Raw genomic sequence first — 18,167 nt, forward strand, 5'->3', positions numbered from 1 at the left:
GCCGCGGGCCCGCCGCCCCCTCACAACGCCAGAAGCCGCGCGTTGACCTCCTCCGCCGCCTCATAGGCCAGCCAATGGCCCATGCCGGGGATCACCGTGAACTCCGCCTCCCGCCGCAGCGACGCGACAAAGGCCTCGCGGTCCGGAATATACCGCCAGCACAGCGCATCCCGGTCACCATACATCACGGTGAGCTTGCCGTCTTCATGCTCCACTAGGTCACGCCAGCGTAGCCCGTGGAAGATCCCCCGGTAGCGCCCCGTCGCCTGTTCCGCGTGGGCCATCTGGATCGCCGCCGCCTCCTCCGTGACATGGGCCGGATCGCCCAGCATCAGCACCTCGACATTGTTGCGATGCGCGGCAAAGCGCGCGGCAGGCTCGAGCCCGCGCCACTTCATCAGCTGATCCGTGACAGGGTGGACATGGCCCAGCCCGGGTGACCCGATCATCACGTAATCCGGCCCAATGATCCCATGCCCCCGCAGGCCCAGCCCGATGACGCTGCCAAAGGAAAACCCCGCGATCCGAACCGGCCCGGTTTCGATCTGGCGCAATCCATGGGCAATCATGCCAGAATACTCTTCCAGGCTCATCGTCTGAAAGTGGTCCGACTCGCCATAGCCCGGCAGATCGGGCGCGATGATCCTGTACCGCTCTGTCAGCGCGTCGATATTCCGCGCCCAGTGCATCCAGGACCCGCTGCCGCCGTGCAGCAGCAACAGCGGCTCACCCTCGCCCCAGATCCGCCAGGCCATCCGCACCCCGTCCTTTTCGCTGCTTACGCGCGTGGCGCGGGCATCGAGGTCGGAGATCCATTGCGGCAGGGTCGGGATCATGTCAGGCCTTTCGGTTATGGCAGCCCGGTGCTTGTAAAAGGCAGTCCGGGCAATGGCAATGATTGGTCACACCATTTCGAGAGGATACCGATGGAGATCACAGGCAAGGTCGCAATCGTCACCGGGGGCGGGCAGGGGATCGGCGCGGCGCTGGCCCGTTCTTTGCATGCGGCGGGGGCGAAACATGTCTGCGTCTGCGACCTGAACGGCGACAATGCCAGGGCGGTCGCGGCGGAGGTCGGCGGCACCGGCCTGGCCGTCGACGTGCGGGATCGCGCGCAGATCGAGGCGATGATCGACCGGGTGGAGGCCGAAGTCGGGCCGGTTGACATCATGGTCTCCAACGCCGGGATCGCCAACGGGTTCGACCCGGCGGTGGTCAACGCCGCCGGGGCCTCCGACGCCGACTGGCAGGCCGCCTGGGAGGTCAACGTCATGGCCCATGTCCACGCTGCCCGGGTGTTGGTGCCGCGGATGATCGTCCGGGGCGGCGGCTATTTCCTGCACAGCGTCAGCGCTGCGGGCCTGCTGTCGCAGATCGGCAGCGCCACCTATTCCACGACCAAGCATGCAGCCGTCGGTTTTGCCGAAAACCTCGCGATCTCGCATCGGGACGAGGGCATCCGCGTCTCCATCCTCTGCCCGCAGGGGGTCGCGACGCCCATGCTGTCGGAGATCGGCGGCGATGGCCCGCAGTCCGGCGACGGTGTCCTCACTGCCGAGGCCGTGGCCGACTGCGCCCTCCACGGCATCCGGAACGAGGCGTTCCTGATCCTGCCGCATCCGCAGGTGCAGGGCTACATGGAGGCCAAGGTCGGCAACTACGGCCGCTGGATCGGCGGCATGGCCAAGTTCCAGCGCAGCTTCCGGCAGTAGGGCCAGGGCTTGGGATCCCGCACAACCGTCCCCTCTCCCCTTGGGGGAGAGGGCTAGGGAGAGGGGGCAGTCGCTCCGCCCCTGGATCAGGTCCGAGGACGACGAACGGTCAGCCGCAACTCACCCCTTGGTATAGTCCCGCTTGACCGTCCCACGGTACTTTTCGGTCAGCGCCTCCGGCACCTCCGACCCGTCGTAGAGGAAGGGCAGGATCCCCACCCTGGCGCCCCGCCCGCGCATCGCCTCCAGGTCCGCCTCCGACCGGGTCACGCGCTGCGACAGCCGCAGCCCCCAGGCGTGCAGATGCCCGTAAAGCCGCGCCACTTCGGCAGCACACTCAGAATCGCCGCCCAGATCACGGAACTCCTGCGGATCCGTCTCCAGATCGAACAGCATCGGGCGAAAGCCGCCCTCGGCGTGGATCATCTTCCACCGCCCGTCGAACACCATGAAAAGCCGCGCGTCCCGGCTGCTCACCCCCAGCTCCGCCCGCATCGGCGTAACCGAATAATCGTATTCAGAGATCACCACCTCCCGCCAATCTTCCACCGCCTCGCCCCGCAGGAACGGCATCAGGGATCGCCCCTCGATGATATGGTCCTGCACCTCGCCGCCCGCGACTTCGACGAACGTCGCCGCCAGGTCGATCGCCTCGACCAGCGCATCGCAGGTGGTGCCGCGCGTCGCCTCCGCCTCTGCCCGGGGGTCGTAGACGATCAGCGGGATCTTGACCGACTGCTGGTGGAAAAGGTCCTTCTCCCCCAGCCAGTGATCGCCCAGGTAATCCCCGTGATCCGAGGTCAGGACGATCATCGTATTTGCGATCTCCCCTGTCTCCTCCAGCCGGTCGAGCAGGCGGCCCAACTGATCGTCACACTGCTTGATCAGCCCCATATAGGCCGGGATGACTTTTGCCCGCACCTCGTCGCGCGAAAAGCTCTTGCCGATGTTGTTGGACATGAAAGCCCGGTAGACCGGATGCGGATCCTGCCGCTCCAGCTCGCTCCGCACGGCCTCCGGCACATCGTCCGGGCCGTACATGTCGTGATAGGGGGCCGGCACGATATAGGGCCAGTGCGGCTTGATGTAGGAGACATGCGCGCACCACGGCCCCTCCGCCGTCTCCAGAAACTCCAACGCCCGGTCGGTCAGCCAGGGCGTCTCGCTGTCCTCCTCCCGGATATTCGCGGGTTTGTCGGCGTTGCGGAAGAACCAGCCGGAGGCGATGTCATCTCCCGACACACCTGCGTTGGCAAAGTCGGCCCAGGGGTTTTCGGAGTCGTATCCCTTTGACTTCAGGTATTCATTATAGGGGCTGCGCTTGCGGTCATAGAACCCGTCCGGCCCCTCGCCCCAGAGCCCGTCATCCCGCACCACGGCGTCAAAACCGCATTCCGATTGCCTTGCGCCGATCACCGTGTCCGGCGCAAGGCCGAGTCGCGTCATGCCCTCTGCATCCGCCACCATATGCGTCTTGCCGATCAGGTAGCAGCCCATGCCGAGCTTGCGCAGGTGATCGCCGAGCGTGACCTCGCCAACCCGCAGGGGAAACCCGTTCCACTGCGCGCCATGGGAGGAGGCATAGCGCCCGGTGTAGAAAGACATGCGCGAGGACCCGCAGATGGGCGACTGCACATGCGCCTGGGTAAATCGGACGCCCATCTTGGCCACGCGGTCGAAATTCGGCGTCTCCAGCGTCGGGTGCCCGGCGCAAGACAGATAATCGAACCTGAGCTGGTCATACATCACGAACAGGATGTTCATTTGGCCTCCTCCGCGCGCCCCTCAGTCACTCTGGCCATCTCCGGCCGTCTTGTCATCCACCTTGTCCCGCTGTCCGCGTCCCAACCAGATCACCGTCACTCCGGCCAGTGCCAGCAGGCCGAGCGCCACGGGATGCCCCACCACGCCCAGTGGATTTCCGTCCAGGATCACCAGCGATTGCGACAGCGCGCTTTCAAAGCCGCCGCCCAGGAAGAACGCGATGATGAAGACGATCACGGGATAGCCGAGCGCGGTCATGACATAGCCCACACAGGCCGCGATCAGCATCAGCGCCACCCCGAACAACCCGCCGGTCGAGAGGTAGACGCCGACGAAACAGAACAGCAGCGCAGAGGGGAAGATCACCGATTCCGGCGCCCGGATCACCCGCACCCAGAGCCGCAAGGACAGCTGCCCGATTAGCAGGTTCATCAGGTTGGCCATCAGCATCGCGCCAAAGAGGCCGTAGATCAGCTGCGCCTGCGTCCGGAACAGCAGCGGCCCCGGTTGTATCCCGTGGATCATGAAGGCGGAGATCAGCAGTGCCGCCCCGATCGACCCCGGTATCCCGATGCCCAGAAGCGGGATCAGGTTGGCCCCCATCACCGCGCTGTTCGCGGATTCCGTCGCCGCGATGCCACGCAGGTTGCCCGCGCCGAAGTCCGGCCCGTCACCGCGCCCGGCCTTCTTGGTCGCCGCATAGGACATGAAGGCCGCCGCCGTGGACCCGACCCCGGGTATCGCCCCCAGAAGCGTGCCGATCGCAGCCCCCCGCGCCATGGCTGCCCGGCATCCCCAGTATTCCCCGAACCGCAGCCGTTGCGCCGCGCCGTCACCCTCCAGCGCAATGGTCGGCTGCGGCCCGGCGCGCCGCGCTGCCACGATCCGGCGGAAAATCTCCGCCACCGCCAGCATTCCGATGGCCACCGCCACCAGAGAGGCCCCGTCGTAGAGTTCGAAGTAGCCGAAGTAGAAGCGCGGCGTCCCATGCTCCGGGTCGAGCCCCACGGTCGCCAGCAGCAGCCCCGCCACCGCCGCGATCAACCCTTTTACCAGGCTGTCCCCGATCAGCCCCGCGATGATGGAAAAGGCAAAGATCATCAGCGCGAGGATCTCCACCGGGCCCATCATCAGGGCCATCCCGGCCAGGGGGGCGGCCAATGTTATCAGAACGATATCCGACACCGTATCGCCCGTGACCGAGGCATAGAGCGCCATGCGCGCCGCCTTCACCGGCTTGCCGGACCGCGCCAGCGGATATCCGTCCAGCGTTGTGGCGGCGGCATCCGGCGTGCCGGGCGTGTTGATCAGCACCGCAGGGATCGCCCCGCCGAAAAGCCCGCCCTTGTTGATGCCGACGAGGAATGAAATCGCCACCAACGGATCGAGCGCGAAGGTAAAGGGGATGGCGATGGCCATAGCCATGATCGGTCCGATCCCCGGAATCGCCCCGACCATTTGCCCCGCCGCCACACCAAGCGCCACGAAAACGAGGTTTGCCAGGGTGAAGGCATCCCCCAGCCCAGCAAGAATTATGGCAAGCTCCGGCATCGCGACCTCAGGGCAGGGGGCGGTTGAGCAGGACGCTGACCACCATCCAGGTGAGGGCCGGGGCCCCCGCCACCGCCGCCGCAATCCAGGGCCAGCGCCGTTCGCGGATCAGCGCGACCAGCAGCGCGGCAAAGACTGGTGCGACCATCAGAAACCCGACCCGGCCCATGGCCCAGATGGCGACGCCCGACAACGCGACAAGCACGGCGACCAGGGCCACTTCGCCCGAATCCAGCGCCACGGCGCCGCGGGGCACCCCCGCCTGCACCAGGCCCAGAACCAGCAGTCCCCAGGCGCAGGCCCGGGGCAGGGTGTCGGGCCGCATCCAGCCGTAATCAACGGTTTCCGTATGCGCCGGGATCAGCCAGAGCAGCAACGCCACGCCAAACAGCGCGACCGCCAGTCCCGCCACCCTGTTCGCCTGAATGCCGCCCAATCTCGTCCCCTTTGTCAGAGGGGCGCCGCCTGCGACGCCCCGCCTGTCCTACTTACCGAAAAGCGTGCCGACGTTTGTCAAACCCGCCTCCAGCATCGCCTTGGTCTCATCCGGTCCGGCCATCGACGGTTCGGTATGCATGGCGTTCATGATCGCCTCTTTCGCGGCGTCCGAGGCCAGCGCATCCGAGATCGCCTTGCTCAGCGCCATCTTCGCGTCGTCCGGCACGCCCGCGGGCGCTGCGATATAGAACCACGGGTCGACATAGATGTCATAGCCCTGTTCCTGCACCGTCGCGACATCCTGCGCGTAGCTGTGGCGCGAGGCATTGGCGGAGGCGATCATCTTCAACTCGCCGCTTTCCAGATACGGGATATGCACCCCGGCGTTGAACGCCGCCGCGACATGGCCGCCCAGAACCTGCTGCAGCGCCTCGGCGGAGGACTTGGTCGAGACAAGCTTGACCCCGGCATCGGATTTGCCGTTCACGAAATTCATGAGCAGTTCCTGCGGCTTGGCGTCAAAGGCCATGAGCGCGCCGCCCTGCTCCTTGGAGTAGGCGAGGAACCCTTCGAGATCGTCAAAGGGCGCATCCGCCTTGGCGACGATGGCCAGCTGCGCCAGCGCGACCGTGTTCAGATAGTCGAAGCTGTCGAGGTCGAACGGGATTTCGTCGGGCCGGATCGTCAGGTTCACCAGCACCGGCATCGTCACCCCCATGCCGATGGTCTGGCCATCGGCGGGGACGGTGGCAAGCTGGGTGAACATGGCGATGCCACCACCGCCCGGCTTGTTCTCCACCACCAGGTTCCAGCCGGTGGCCTCCGACACTTCCTTCGCGATCAGGCGACCGAGGGTGTCGGTCTCACCCCCCGCGCCGAACCCGATCCACATCTTGATCGGTCCCGACGGGGCCCAGTCTGCGACCGCCGCGCTGGCAGAGATCGCCGTTGCGGCCACGGCCGCCAGTAAACTCTTGAGTTTCATATCAGACTCCCTGTTTTATCGTGCAGTATTCACTGCCTCGTTTGTCTTGCCTGTTTGAAATCGTTGCGGCGACAGCCGGTCAGGGCTGAGGCCGGTCTTGGTCAATTCCTCGTCCAGCGGCGCGCCCGCCACCAGATGCGCGGTCAGCCGCGCCAGCGCCGGGGCCGTCTGGATGCCGTAGCCACCCTGCGCCGCCAGCCAGAAGAAGCCGTCAAGCTCCGCATCATGGCCGCAGATCGGCGCGCGGTCGGGGGAAAAGGTCCGCAGACCGGACCACTGCGCCTCGATCCGCTTCACATCCAGCGCAAAGGCCTTGAGCACCCGGTCGATGGCCACGGCGACCTCGATCTCCTCGGGGCGCGAGTCGCAGGGGTCGGACGGTGTCTCGTTGGCGGGAGAGGCCATCAGCTTGCCCGCCTCCGGCTTCACGTAGAACTCTTCGGCCGCGTCCACGACCATCGGCATGGCGGCCACATCCACATCGCTTGGCGGCCGGAAGGTCAGCGCGCTGCGCCGCAGGGGCTGCAGCCCGATCCCGGCACCGCCCGCCATCTCTGCCGTCTGATCGGCCCAGGCCCCGGTGGCATTCACCACCTGCCCCGCCAGATATGTCTCGCCCCCGGCCCGGATTGTCCAACCCGCGCCGTCGCGCTCTAACCCCTGCACCGGCGCATTGCAGACCAGCGTGCCACCCCGCGCCCGGAACCGTCGCAGATAGCCCTGCAGCAGAGCATGGACATCCAGATCCTGCGCCTCCGCGTTCAGAAATCCGCCCGCCGCATAACCGGGCCGCAGCAGAGGCACGAGCCGTTCGATATCCGCCGCATCGACCCATTCGAGGAACCCCGTATCCTCCAGATCGTCGAACATGGCCCGCAGCGCCTCGACCTGATCGGCCCGGGCTATGCGGATCAGCCCGCGCGGCGTCAACAGCGGGGCGTCGCTGAACCCCTCGGGCGGGGCGGTCAGAAAGGGGCTGGAGGCCCGCGTCAGCGCGCGCACCACGTCATTTCCATAAGTCTGGGCGAGGATGGCGGCGGACCGGCCAGTGGCATGATAGCCCGGCTGGCTCTCCCCTTCGATCAACAGAACCCGCGCAAAGGGTGCCATCTCCGCTGCCGCGGAAACGCCCGCCATGCCCGCCCCGAGGACGGCAATGTCGAAAGCTGCGCTTTGCGTCACGCTGTTAACCTGTCTAAACTATGCTGCCCACAGGATAGCAGGCCGGGGCTGATCCGGGAAGTTAATTTTTTCCAATCGGAAAAAACTCCAGGATCAAGGCCAACCGCAGCACGTCGCCACGCGACAGGAGACCGGAATGACCCGTCCAGACGCAGATCAGAGCCGCACCGAAATGGGCCAACGGGTCAAGGCCCTGCGCGAGTCGCGCGGTCTTACCCTGCAGGCCCTGTCGGATCGCAGCGGCCTTGCCATCTCCACGATCTCCAAGATCGAACGCGGCCTCATGGCCCCGACCTATGACCGGTTCTCCGGCCTTGCCAAAGGCCTCGGCGTCGATGTTTCGGAGCTGTTCTCCGCCCGCGGCGACCTGTTCGAGGCCGGCACGGTCGATGTCGCGCGGTCGGATGAATTCGCCTATCTCGAAACCGAGAATTACACCTATGAAATGCTGTTCACCGATGTGCGCGGCAAGACGATGACGCCGATGCTGGGCACGCTCAAACCCCTGGAAAAGATGGAGTTCGACCGGATGGTCAGCCACCCGGGCGAAGAGTTCCTGATGGTGTTGAAAGGCACTGTGGTCGTGCAGCTCGAAGGCCGGGAGGACGTGACCCTCTCCACCGGCCACTCGATCTATTTCGACAGTGGCCGCGGCCATCTTTATGCGGCCGAAGGGGTGGAGGACGCGCGGATCCTCGTCGTTTGCACACAGTTCCCCGAACAAGGGGCGCAACCCGGTTGACTTTGCTGCGAGTCGGGCCTAAGAGCGCGGCTTCAGAACACACGAACCCTAACCACGGGACGGAACACTATGGCCAATACGCCTCAATCCAAGAAGCGCGCTCGTCAGATGGTTGCCCGCACGACGGTCAACAAGGCGCGCCGCTCGCGCATCCGCACCTTCCTTCGCAAGGTGGAAGAGGCGATCGCGTCGGGTGACAAGACTGCAGCATCCGCTGCCCTCCAGGCCGCACAGCCCGAGCTGATGCGCGGCGTGACCAAGGGCACCATGCACAAAAACACGGCCGCTCGCAAAATGTCGCGGCTCTCGGCCCGGGTGAAGGCGATTGCCTGACCTCACAGCCAAGTGATTGAAGAACAAAGGGCGTCGCAATAGCGGCGCCCTTTCTCGTTGTGGCGCTTCTGCCACCACTGTCAGATTCGATTTCGGACAAGTGCGAGTCAAGCTTTTCTTCCCGTTGCCAGTCTCGCCTCGCAGTTGCTAGGTTCACTCATGCGATTCACGTCGCCTTTTGGGGGGCACCGTTAATCTGGGCCTGCATGAACCGCCAGAACAGTCAAAATACAAAGGCTGACAGCTGGTTTCGGTTCGTATCGGGTAAAGACATGGTGTAGGCGGATTTCGCAGCTATAGGTTGAGTGGTCGGGGACAAAACACTACTCTGCTAGCTGCGAATTCCGGGAAAGTCAGGATGCTGGAAACGCGTTCCCGCTGCGGGAACCGTGGGGGTGCCCTGTTGCCTGAAGGAAGCGTGAGTGGTCGGTCCAATGGGCCGGTATGATCGAGTCGGTGCAAAAAAATCTGGGGGCAACAGACAAAAGATGACGCAAGAACAATGGGGCGCAGTCAAAGAAAAACTACTGCAGAATGTCGGGCAGAATAACTACCGCAACTGGATAGAGCCGCTGATCCACGACCGCCTCGAAGAGGGCGTGGCGATCATCGGGGCGCCGAACACCTATGCCGCGACCTATGTCGCCCGCAACTTTGGCGATCTTATCCTGGGCGAGGTCTCCGCGATTGATGCCAAGGTGCGTCGGGTGGAATTCGTCGTGAAAAAGCCTGCCAACAGGAACGCCGGTCAGCCCGCCCGCCCCGCCGCGATGGAAATCGAACCCGCCTCCGCGCCAGAGGCTCAGCCTGCTGCCAAGGCTGAACCTGCTGCTGCCAAACCTGCCCGGACCGTGCTGGACACCATGCTGCAACCGGCCCCGCTGGACCCGCGCTTCACCTTTGACCGGTTTGTCGTCGGCAAGCCGAACGAACTGGCCCATGCCGCAGCCCGCCGTGTTGCCGAGGGCGGGCCGGTCACCTTCAATCCGCTGTTCCTCTATGGCGGCGTCGGCCTGGGTAAGACGCACCTGATGCACGCCATCGCCTGGGAACTGCAGACGCAGCGCCCAGAGCTCACGGTCGTCTACCTCTCCGCCGAACAGTTCATGTACCGCTTCGTCCAGGCGATCCGCGAACGCCGCACGATGGATTTCAAATCGCTCTTCCGCACAGTCGACGTGCTGATGGTCGACGACATCCAGTTCATCGCCGGCAAGGACAGCACGCAGGAAGAGTTCTTCCACACCTTCAACGCACTGGTCGACCAGAACAAGCAGATCATCCTCTCCGGCGACCGCGCCCCGGGCGAGATGACCGATATGGAGGAGCGCATCCGCTCCCGTATGCAGTGCGGCTTGATCGTCGACCTGCACCCGACCGATTACGAACTGCGCCTCGGCATCCTGCAAAGCAAGCTGGACACGCATCGCGCCCAGTATCCCGATCTGAAAATGGCGCCCGGCGTGCTGGAATTCCTCGCGCACCGCATTTCCACCAACGTCCGCGTGCTGGAAGGCGCGCTGACCCGGCTCTTCGCCTTCTCCTCGCTCGTGGGGCGCGAAATCACCCTGGATCTGACGCAGGAGTGCCTGGCCGATATCCTCCGCGCCTCCGACAAGAAGATCACGGTGGAGGAAATCCAGCGCAAGGTGGCGGAGCATTTCAACATCCGCATGTCCGACCTGATCGGGCCCAAGCGCGTGCGTACCTTCGCCCGTCCGCGCCAGATCGCCATGTATCTGGCCAAGACCCTGACCTCCCGCTCGCTGCCCGAGATTGGGCGTCGCTTCGGCGGACGCGACCACACCACCGTGATTCACGGTGTGCGCCGGGTTGAGGAGCTAAAGGTCCAGGACAGCCAGATCGCCGAGGATATCGAACTTCTGCGCCGCGCGCTCGAAGCCTGATCCGGGGGCGACACGCCAATCACACCCGTTCCAACCGCCAAGGGGCCGTGTAAACGGCCCCCCGCGCCTTGACGGCCCCCGGAAACCATCCGAAAAAGCCAAGAAACCACTTGTATGGGGGCCGGAAACGGGTAGCTTTCCGGTCCCGGCATCGTACAGGCCAATCTGGGACAGGAGTGAGGGCTCATGAAATTCAGCATCGAACGCGCGGCACTGCTCAAGGCGGTTGCCCAGGCGCAATCGGTTGTGGAACGCCGCAACACGATCCCGATCCTCGCCAACGTCCTGATCGAGGCTGAAGGCAACGACGTGCAGTTCCGCGCCACCGACCTGGATATCGAGGTGGTCGACAAGGCCCCAGCCATGGTCGAACGCGCCGGGGCCACCACCGTCAGCGCCGTGACCCTGCATGAGATTGTCCGCAAGCTGCCCGATGGCGCCCAGGTCACCCTGTCCGAGGACAGCGCCGCCGGACGCCTGACCGTGGCTGCTGGCCGGTCCAACTTCAACCTGGCGACCCTGCCGAAAGAAGACTTCCCGGTCATGGCCTCGTCGGAATATCACTCGAACTTCTCCGCCCCCGCCCCGGTGCTGCGGCGGCTGTTCGACAAGTCGAAATTCGCCATCTCGACCGAAGAGACGCGCTATTACCTGAACGGCGTCTACATGCACATCGCCGAGGGTGAGGGCGGCCGGGTGCTGCGCTGTGTCGCCACCGACGGCCACCGCCTGGCCCGCATCGACGCCGACCTGCCCGAGGGGGCCGAAGACATGCCCGGCGTGATCGTCCCCCGCAAGACCGTGGGCGAGCTGCGCAAGCTGCTGGAAGACGACGAGATGAAGATCGCCGTCTCCGTCAGCGAGACCAAGGTGCGCTTCGCCACCCCCGACATCACCCTGACCTCCAAGGTGATCGACGGCACCTTCCCGGATTATTCCCGCGTCATCCCACAGGGCAACACCAAGAAGATGGAAGTGGACGCCTCCGACTTCGCCAAGGCGGTGGACCGGGTTGCGACCGTGTCCTCGGAACGCTCCCGCGCGGTGAAACTGGCGCTGGACGAGGACCGGCTGGTCCTGTCGGTCAACGCCCCCGACAGCGGCGCCGCCGAGGAAGAGCTGGCCGTGGCCTATGGCGACGACCGGCTGGAGATCGGCTTCAACGCGAAATACCTGCTGGAGATCGCCAGCCAGGTGGATCGCGAGAATGCCGTGTTCCTGTTCAACTCCGCCGGGGATCCGACGCTGATGCGCGAGGGCAACGATACCTCTGCCGTCTACGTCGTCATGCCGATGCGCGTGTGAGGGGAGGCCGCTGGCGCGGCCTTGCCTCCGGCGGAGATATTTTTAGCAAAAAGAAAATGGGGGGTGCATGGGACGGCTTTGTCTGACCCGGCTGACCCTGTCGCACTTCCGGTCCTACCGGCAGGGCGTGGTGGAAACCGATGGACGGCCCGTTGCGATTCACGGGCCGAACGGTGCGGGCAAGACCTCTCTGCTGGAGGCTGTGTCGATGTTTTCGCCGGGGCGCGGGCTGCGCCGGGCGGGGGCCGAGGATCTCATCCGGCGGCCCGAGGCCCTGGGCTGGAAGCTGACCGTGCTGCTGCAATCGCTGCACCAGATGCACGAGCTCGACACCATGGCAGAGCCGGGCGTGACCCGCACGGTGCGTATCGACGGAAAGGTCGCGGCACAGGCGGCGCTTGGCCGCGTGGCGCGGGTGCTCTGGCTGGTGCCCTCGATGGACCGGCTCTGGATCGAAGGGGCAGAGGGGCGGCGGCGGTTCCTGGATCGCATGACACTGAGCTTTACCCCCGGCCATGCGGATGCCGCGCTGGCCTATGAAAAAGCGATGCGCGAACGCAACCGTCTGCTCAAGGACATGGTGCGCGACGATCACTGGTATGTCGCACTCGAGGCGCAGATGGCCGAGGCCGGGGCGCTGATCATGGCGAACCGCCGTGCCGCACTGCAGCAGTTGGCGCAGGCGACCGAGGGGGCCGCGACGGCCTTCCCCGCCCCTGACCTGGCGCTGCGCCATGCCGAGGGTGAGCTGCCGGAAGAGGCCGAGGACCTGCGTCAGGCCCTGGCCGACGGCCGCCGTCGCGACCTTCAGGCCGGCCGCACCCTGATCGGCCCGCACCGCATCGACCTTGACGCGCATTGGGCGGCCAAGGGGATCGCCGCCAGGGAGGCCTCGACCGGCGAACAGAAGGCGCTGCTGATCTCGCTCATCCTCGCCAATGCCCGCGCCCTGGCGGAGGACTTTGGTGCACCCCCGGTCTTGCTGCTGGATGAGGTCGCCGCCCATCTTGACGCCGACCGCCGTGCCGCCCTCTATGACGAGGTCTGTGCCCTCGGGGCCCAGGCTTGGATGACCGGCACCGGGGCGGAATTGTTTGCCGAACTGGGGGACCGGGCGCAGCATCTGCGCGTGACCGACGACAATGGCGAAAGCCGGATCGAGGAGGAGCCGATATGACCCCGCAACGTGTGAGCCTGATCACCCTGGGTGTCGAGGATCTGGACCGGGCCAAGGCGTTCTACGCCGCCCTCGGCTGGCAGCCGGTGGAGGAACAGCCGGGCGTCGTGTTCTACCGCCTGCACGGCATGGCGCTTGGCCTCTTTGGCAAGGCGCCGCTGGCCGAGGATCAGGGGCGTCCGGGGGCGGAGCTGGGCACCGGGGCGATGACGCTGGCGAAGAACTTTCCGGATCGCGAGAGCGTGGACACGGCCTATGCCGCCGCGCTGGCCGCTGGGGCGACGGCGCTGAAGCGGCCTGAGGAGGTCTTCTGGGGTGGTTACTCCGGCTACTACGCCGATCCGGACGGGCATGTCTGGGAACTGGCGCATAACCCCTTCTGGACCGTCAACGACGACGGCACGCTGACCATCCCGGATCCCGAATGACCCTTGGCTTGACCGAGCTGGCCTTTTACGCCGGCGCTCTTTTCATCCTCTTCCTCACTCCCGGTCCGGTCTGGCTGGCGCTGACGGCGCGCGCCCTCTCCGGCGGGTTCCATGCCGCCTGGCCGCTGGCCATGGGCGTGGTGATCGGTGATGCGCTCTGGCCGCTGCTGGCGGTTCTGGGGGTCAGCTGGATCGTCGCCCAGATCGAGGGCTTCATGACCATCCTGCGCTTTGTCGGTGCGGCGATGTTCCTGATCATGGGATTTCTGCTGATCCGCAATGCGGACAAGACCATCGCCGCCGACAGCCGCCTGACGCGTCCCGGCATGTGGGCGGGCTTTGTTGCCGGGCTGGTGGTGATCCTCGGCAATCCCAAGGCGATCCTGTTCTACATGGGCGTGCTGCCGGGCTTCTTCGACCTGACCCGGGTAACCGTGGCTGATATCGCGGCGATCATGGGCGTGTCGATGATCGTGCCGTTCATCGGCAACCTGGTCTTTGCGGTAATGATCGACCGGGTGCGGCGGCTGCTGGCCTCCGGCCGGGCGATCCGGCGGACCAATACCGTGGCGGGCGGTCTGATGATCCTGGTCGGGTTGGTGATCCCCTTTACCTGACGCCGAGCCAGGCGTTGAGGAAAGGGATCAGCGCCTCCGTCGGGGGCGGGCGCGTGCCCTCTTCGGTACAGAAATGCAGGGCCACGACCTGGGCGATGAAGGCCTGCACCCCCTCGGCCAGCAGGGCCGGGTCCTGATCATTCCGCATCTGCCCGGCAGCCCCGGCCCTTGCGATCCAGCCTGAAAGGATCGTGATCTGCCGGGTGATGCAATCGGCCACCACCGGGTTGCCCGTCGGCCCCATGCCGCCGGAATAGCGCATCACGATGTCAAAGACCGTCCGCTCGCGCGCCAGATAGTCGATGGCGGGCCTCATACGCTCCGCCATTTCGCGGGGGGTGGTCGGGGCGGGGGCCTCTGCCATCCGATCCAGCCGCTGGCTCAGTTCCGCGCCCATCAACTCGGTCAGGATGCCGTCCTTGTCGGTGAAATGGGCAAAGAAGGTGCCCTTGGCGACCCCGGCCCGCGCCACGACCTCCTCCACCCGCAGCGCCTCATAGCCGCCCTTTGCCACAAGGCTTTGGGCCGCCTCGACAAGGGCGGCGCGGGTCTTGCGGGATCGGGTTTGCACGGGCTGGGCCATGCCCCTTTCTGCCAGTCGGAGTGACCGTGGTCAAATTCTGTAATTGACCACGGTCAGGTTTTGTGGATTCAAATATGACCACGGTCAAATATGGAGAACCACATGCCGCGGAAGATACTACTGCTCAACGGTCACCCCGCCGAAACCTCGCTCAACCACGCGCTGTCGGATGCCTACGAGGCCAAGGCAAATGCCGTCGGTCACGACCTGCGCCGCATAAACCTGCGCGAGATGACGTTTGACGCCGATTTCGGCCAGGCGGGGCTCCGCAACGCCAAGCCGCTGGAACCGGATCTGGAGCGCTTCATGGACAACCTCACCTGGGCGGAGCATTTCGTCCTCGTCACACCGCTATGGTGGGGCGGCCTGCCCGCGCGGTTGAAGGGCGTCTTCGACCGGGCCCTGCTGCCCGGCAACAGCTTTGATCCGCGTCAAAAGCGCCTCGGCCTGCCGAAGTCGCTGCTCAAGGGGCGGACGGCCCGGGTGATCATGACCTCCGACACTCCGGACTGGGCGCTGCGGCTTCTCTACCGGCGCGCGATGCAAGTGCAACTCAAGCGGCAGATCCTGGGTTTTGTGGGGCTCAACCCTGTATCCTTCACCCATTTTTCGCCCGTGGAACACGCCGATGAGCGCCGGATCGCCACTTGGATTTCCCGTGCCGGAAGCCTGGGCGCGGAGGGCCGCTGACGGGGCGTCCGAAACCACCAAATCTTGTGTCTTTGACGTGACATTGCCCCCAGCCAGGGATATAAACTGGACAACTTACGAGGAGCGTTTTCCGCATGGCTGAAGCCCAGAATACCGAGCAATCCTACGACGCGGATTCTATTAAGGTTCTCAAAGGCTTGGATGCCGTTCGCAAGCGGCCGGGCATGTACATCGGCGACACGGACGATGGCTCCGGTCTGCACCACATGATCTACGAGGCCGTAGACAACGGCATCGACGAGGCGCTGGCGGGTCACGCGGACTTCGTGAAGGTGAAGATTCACGCCGACAACTCGGTCTCCGTGCGCGACAACGGGCGGGGTATTCCGGTTTCCATGCATGCCGAAGAAGGCATCTCCGCCGCCGAGGTTATCATGACCCAGCTGCACGCCGGCGGGAAGTTCGACCAGAACTCCTACAAGGTCTCCGGCGGTCTGCACGGCGTGGGGATTTCGGTGGTGAACGCTCTGTCCGACTGGCTGGAACTGCGCATCTGGCGCGACGGCAAGGAACACTACGTCCGTTTCGAGAATTCCGAGACGGTGAAGCCGCTGGAGGTCGTGGGCGACTCGAACGGCGAGAAGGGGACGGAGGTGCGCTTCCTCTCCTCCACCAACACTTTCTCCAACCTCGATTACGATTACGCCACTCTGGAAAAGCGCCTGCGCGAGCTGGCCTTCCTGAACTCCGGCGTGCGCATCGTGCTGGAGGACGAGCGCCCGGCGGAGGCGATCCATACAGAGCTGTTCTACGAAGGCGGGGTGAAGGAATTCGTCAAATACCTCGACCGGTCCAAGCAGGGCATGATGGAGGAGCCGATCTTCGTGACCGGCGAACGCGATGGCATCGGCGTCGAGGTCGCGATGTGGTGGAACGACAGCTACCACGAGACGGTTCTGCCCTTCACCAACAACATCCCGCAGCGCGACGGCGGCACGCACCTGGCGGGTTTCCGTGGCGCGCTGACCCGCACCCTGACCAAATACGCGCAGGAGTCGGGCATCGCCAAGAAGGAGAAGGTTTCCTTCACCGGGGACGACGCGCGCGAGGGGCTGACCTGTGTCCTCTCGGTCAAGGTGCCGGATCCGAAATTCTCCTCCCAGACCAAGGACAAGCTGGTCTCGTCCGAGGTGCGCCCGGCGGTCGAGAACCTGGTTGGCGAAAAGCTGTCGGAATGGTTCGAGGAAAACCCGAACGAGGCGCGGATGATCGTCGGCAAGATCATCGAAGCGGCGCTGGCCCGCGAGGCCGCCCGCAAGGCCCGCGAACTGACCCGGCGCAAGACCGCGCTGGACGTGAACTACCTGGCCGGGAAGCTCAAGGATTGCTCCGAAAAAGACCCCTCCAAGACCGAACTTTTCATCGTCGAGGGTGACTCGGCCGGCGGTTCCGCCCAGACCGGGCGGGACCGGGGGACGCAGGCGATCCTGCCGTTGAAGGGTAAGATCCTGAACGTCGAACGCGCCCGCTTTGACCGGATGCTGTCGAGCCAGGAAATCGGCAACCTCGTCATGGCGCTCGGCACCGGGATCGGCCGGGACGAGTTCAACATCGAGAAGCTGCGCTATCACAAGATCGTCCTGATGACCGACGCCGACGTCGACGGCGCGCACATCCGGACCCTGCTGCTGACCTTCTTCTACCGCCAGATGCCGGAGCTGATCGAGGGCGGCTACCTCTACATCGCGCAGCCACCGCTCTACAAGGTTTCACGCGGTAAATCAGAGGTTTACCTGAAAGATCAGGCGGCGCTTGAGGACTATCTGATCGACCAGGGTACCGAGGGCGCCGTGCTGCGCCTGGGCGGTGGCGACGAAATCGCCGGCCCCGATCTCGTGCGTGTGGTGACGGAGGCGCGGACCATCCGCCGTTACCTCGACAGTTTCCCGACTCATTACCCCCGCCACATCCTCGAACAGGCGGCGATCGCCGGCGCCTTTGTGGCGGGCGAGGTAGACGCGGACCTTCAGGGCGTGGCCGACAATGTCGCCGCCCGCCTGGATGCGATCGCGGTGGAATACGAACGCGGCTGGACGGGCCGCCAGACACAGGACAAGGGCATCCGCCTCTCCCGCGTGCTGCGCGGGGTGGAGGAGGTCCGCACCCTCGACGGCGCCGCCCTCCGCTCTGGCGAGGCCCGCCGCCTGGGACAGATGACCCAGCACCTGCAGGAAATCTACGGCACCCGCGCCACCCTCGTCCGCCGCGACCGCAACCAGCCGATCTACGGCCCGCTCGACCTGCTGGAGGCAATCCTGCAGGAGGGCGAACGCGGGTTGCAACTGCAGCGCTACAAGGGCCTGGGCGAGATGAACCCCGAACAGCTCTGGGAAACCACCCTGGACCCGGAGGCCCGCACCTTCCTGCAGGTCAAGGTCGATGACATGGCCGAGGCCGACGACATCTTCACCAAGCTGATGGGCGACGTCGTCGAACCGCGCCGGGAGTTCATCCAGGCCAATGCGCTGAACGTGGAAAACCTGGATATCTGAGGCGGTGTAGGATCGCGCATAATCGTGCGCGGTGAGCATAAGTTTGCGCGATTGGCGCAAAGGTTTGCGTTTATGCGCTGCATGATTAGGTTGAGTTTCATTGCACCGAAGAATGAGGTGAACGCGACCGTGGCGTTTGAAACCTCTATTTGGCGAATGACGATGGCCGACCTTTCGCTCCCTGATCTTATTCAGCGAGGGGCGAAGATCGCCCCCCGCTTGCGTTTCGCAGTTCTTTAG

At 65.0% G+C, this 18,167-nt stretch carries 17 protein-coding genes; 10 read left to right on the top strand and 7 right to left on the bottom strand.

Annotated elements, in window-relative coordinates; genetic code table 11:
* Positions 1-20: 20 nt before the first annotated feature.
* Entirely contained in the window at positions 21-836 is an 816-nt protein-coding gene (locus ACFC2Y_RS07050; protein WP_375173961.1) for an alpha/beta fold hydrolase, read from the bottom strand.
* Positions 837-926: 90 nt separating this feature from the next.
* Between ACFC2Y_RS07050 and ACFC2Y_RS07055 the strand changes: the two genes are divergently transcribed.
* Complete coding sequence (locus ACFC2Y_RS07055) at positions 927-1,712, top strand: SDR family oxidoreductase (protein ID WP_375173960.1); 786 nt, start codon at positions 927-929, stop codon at positions 1,710-1,712.
* 120 nt (positions 1,713-1,832) lie between these two features.
* On the opposite strand, the gene ACFC2Y_RS07060 is transcribed toward ACFC2Y_RS07055, so the two are convergent.
* The 5 genes from ACFC2Y_RS07060 to ACFC2Y_RS07080 are packed head-to-tail and all read right to left on the bottom strand — an operon-like array spanning position 1,833 to position 7,632.
* Positions 1,833-3,476, bottom strand: a complete 1,644-nt coding sequence (locus tag ACFC2Y_RS07060; protein ID WP_375173959.1) for an alkaline phosphatase family protein — start codon at positions 3,474-3,476, stop codon at positions 1,833-1,835.
* A 21-nt stretch (positions 3,477-3,497) separates the two neighbouring features.
* A complete protein-coding gene (locus ACFC2Y_RS07065; RefSeq protein WP_375173958.1) occupies positions 3,498-5,027 on the bottom strand; it encodes a tripartite tricarboxylate transporter permease in 1,530 nt (509 codons plus the stop codon).
* A gap of 7 nt (positions 5,028-5,034) precedes the next feature.
* Positions 5,035-5,463, bottom strand: coding sequence for a tripartite tricarboxylate transporter TctB family protein (locus ACFC2Y_RS07070; RefSeq protein ID WP_375173957.1), 429 nt, complete (start codon positions 5,461-5,463; stop codon positions 5,035-5,037).
* A 48-nt stretch (positions 5,464-5,511) separates the two neighbouring features.
* The gene (locus tag ACFC2Y_RS07075; RefSeq protein WP_375173956.1) at positions 5,512-6,450 is read right to left on the bottom strand and encodes a tripartite tricarboxylate transporter substrate binding protein; all 939 of its coding nucleotides are present in this window, start codon (positions 6,448-6,450) and stop codon (positions 5,512-5,514) included.
* A 15-nt stretch (positions 6,451-6,465) separates the two neighbouring features.
* Entirely contained in the window at positions 6,466-7,632 is a 1,167-nt protein-coding gene (locus tag ACFC2Y_RS07080; protein ID WP_375173955.1) for an NAD(P)/FAD-dependent oxidoreductase, read from the bottom strand.
* A 136-nt stretch (positions 7,633-7,768) separates the two neighbouring features.
* On the opposite strand from ACFC2Y_RS07080, the gene ACFC2Y_RS07085 reads away from it, so the two are divergent.
* The 7 genes from ACFC2Y_RS07085 to ACFC2Y_RS07115 all read left to right on the top strand — a co-directional run bounded on the left by ACFC2Y_RS07085 (position 7,769) and on the right by ACFC2Y_RS07115 (position 14,141).
* On the top strand, positions 7,769-8,374 hold the full coding sequence (locus ACFC2Y_RS07085; RefSeq protein ID WP_375173954.1) for a helix-turn-helix domain-containing protein: 606 nt from the start codon (positions 7,769-7,771) through the stop codon (positions 8,372-8,374).
* A gap of 69 nt (positions 8,375-8,443) precedes the next feature.
* Positions 8,444-8,707 (top strand): 30S ribosomal protein S20, encoded by a 264-nt coding sequence (gene rpsT, locus ACFC2Y_RS07090; RefSeq protein WP_375173953.1) that lies wholly within the window; start codon positions 8,444-8,446, stop codon positions 8,705-8,707.
* Positions 8,708-9,195: 488 nt separating this feature from the next.
* On the top strand, positions 9,196-10,614 hold the full coding sequence (gene dnaA, locus ACFC2Y_RS07095) for a chromosomal replication initiator protein DnaA (protein ID WP_375173952.1): 1,419 nt from the start codon (positions 9,196-9,198) through the stop codon (positions 10,612-10,614).
* 186 nt (positions 10,615-10,800) lie between these two features.
* On the top strand, positions 10,801-11,919 hold the full coding sequence (gene dnaN, locus ACFC2Y_RS07100) for a DNA polymerase III subunit beta (RefSeq protein WP_375173951.1): 1,119 nt from the start codon (positions 10,801-10,803) through the stop codon (positions 11,917-11,919).
* A 67-nt stretch (positions 11,920-11,986) separates the two neighbouring features.
* Positions 11,987-13,096: a DNA replication/repair protein RecF gene (gene recF, locus ACFC2Y_RS07105; RefSeq protein ID WP_375173950.1), complete on the top strand. Its 1,110-nt coding sequence runs from the start codon at positions 11,987-11,989 to the stop codon at positions 13,094-13,096.
* A complete protein-coding gene (locus tag ACFC2Y_RS07110; protein ID WP_375173949.1) occupies positions 13,093-13,524 on the top strand; it encodes a VOC family protein in 432 nt (143 codons plus the stop codon). The genes recF and ACFC2Y_RS07110 overlap by 4 nt, the downstream gene beginning before the upstream one ends.
* Positions 13,521-14,141: a LysE family translocator gene (locus tag ACFC2Y_RS07115; RefSeq protein ID WP_375173948.1), complete on the top strand. Its 621-nt coding sequence runs from the start codon at positions 13,521-13,523 to the stop codon at positions 14,139-14,141. The genes ACFC2Y_RS07110 and ACFC2Y_RS07115 overlap by 4 nt, the downstream gene beginning before the upstream one ends.
* On the opposite strand, the gene ACFC2Y_RS07120 is transcribed toward ACFC2Y_RS07115, so the two are convergent.
* Entirely contained in the window at positions 14,134-14,724 is a 591-nt protein-coding gene (locus ACFC2Y_RS07120) for a TetR/AcrR family transcriptional regulator (RefSeq protein WP_375173947.1), read from the bottom strand. The two genes, ACFC2Y_RS07115 and ACFC2Y_RS07120, sit on opposite strands and share 8 nt — an antisense overlap.
* Positions 14,725-14,826: 102 nt before the next feature.
* On the opposite strand from ACFC2Y_RS07120, the gene ACFC2Y_RS07125 reads away from it, so the two are divergent.
* Positions 14,827-15,414: an NAD(P)H-dependent oxidoreductase gene (locus ACFC2Y_RS07125; protein WP_375173946.1), complete on the top strand. Its 588-nt coding sequence runs from the start codon at positions 14,827-14,829 to the stop codon at positions 15,412-15,414.
* 95 nt (positions 15,415-15,509) lie between these two features.
* On the top strand, positions 15,510-17,927 hold the full coding sequence (gyrB, locus tag ACFC2Y_RS07130) for a DNA topoisomerase (ATP-hydrolyzing) subunit B (protein WP_375173945.1): 2,418 nt from the start codon (positions 15,510-15,512) through the stop codon (positions 17,925-17,927).
* Positions 17,928-18,167: the final 240 nt, after the last annotated feature.

Source organism: Pseudooceanicola sp. (assembly GCF_041987405.1).
Taxonomy (GTDB): Bacteria; Pseudomonadota; Alphaproteobacteria; order Rhodobacterales; family Rhodobacteraceae; genus Pseudooceanicola.

Coding starts and splice junctions, on each gene's coding strand:
- ACFC2Y_RS07050 (WP_375173961.1), bottom strand. CDS start 836: ATGATCCCGACCCTGCCGCAATGGATCTCCGACCTCGATGCCCGCGCC.
- ACFC2Y_RS07055 (WP_375173960.1), top strand. CDS start 927: ATGGAGATCACAGGCAAGGTCGCAATCGTCACCGGGGGCGGGCAGGGG.
- ACFC2Y_RS07060 (WP_375173959.1), bottom strand. CDS start 3,476: ATGAACATCCTGTTCGTGATGTATGACCAGCTCAGGTTCGATTATCTG.
- ACFC2Y_RS07065 (WP_375173958.1), bottom strand. CDS start 5,027: ATGCCGGAGCTTGCCATAATTCTTGCTGGGCTGGGGGATGCCTTCACC.
- ACFC2Y_RS07075 (WP_375173956.1), bottom strand. CDS start 6,450: ATGAAACTCAAGAGTTTACTGGCGGCCGTGGCCGCAACGGCGATCTCT.
- ACFC2Y_RS07085 (WP_375173954.1), top strand. CDS start 7,769: ATGACCCGTCCAGACGCAGATCAGAGCCGCACCGAAATGGGCCAACGG.
- rpsT (WP_375173953.1), top strand. CDS start 8,444: ATGGCCAATACGCCTCAATCCAAGAAGCGCGCTCGTCAGATGGTTGCC.
- dnaA (WP_375173952.1), top strand. CDS start 9,196: ATGACGCAAGAACAATGGGGCGCAGTCAAAGAAAAACTACTGCAGAAT.
- dnaN (WP_375173951.1), top strand. CDS start 10,801: ATGAAATTCAGCATCGAACGCGCGGCACTGCTCAAGGCGGTTGCCCAG.
- recF (WP_375173950.1), top strand. CDS start 11,987: ATGGGACGGCTTTGTCTGACCCGGCTGACCCTGTCGCACTTCCGGTCC.
- ACFC2Y_RS07110 (WP_375173949.1), top strand. CDS start 13,093: ATGACCCCGCAACGTGTGAGCCTGATCACCCTGGGTGTCGAGGATCTG.
- ACFC2Y_RS07115 (WP_375173948.1), top strand. CDS start 13,521: ATGACCCTTGGCTTGACCGAGCTGGCCTTTTACGCCGGCGCTCTTTTC.
- ACFC2Y_RS07120 (WP_375173947.1), bottom strand. CDS start 14,724: ATGGCCCAGCCCGTGCAAACCCGATCCCGCAAGACCCGCGCCGCCCTT.
- ACFC2Y_RS07125 (WP_375173946.1), top strand. CDS start 14,827: ATGCCGCGGAAGATACTACTGCTCAACGGTCACCCCGCCGAAACCTCG.
- gyrB (WP_375173945.1), top strand. CDS start 15,510: ATGGCTGAAGCCCAGAATACCGAGCAATCCTACGACGCGGATTCTATT.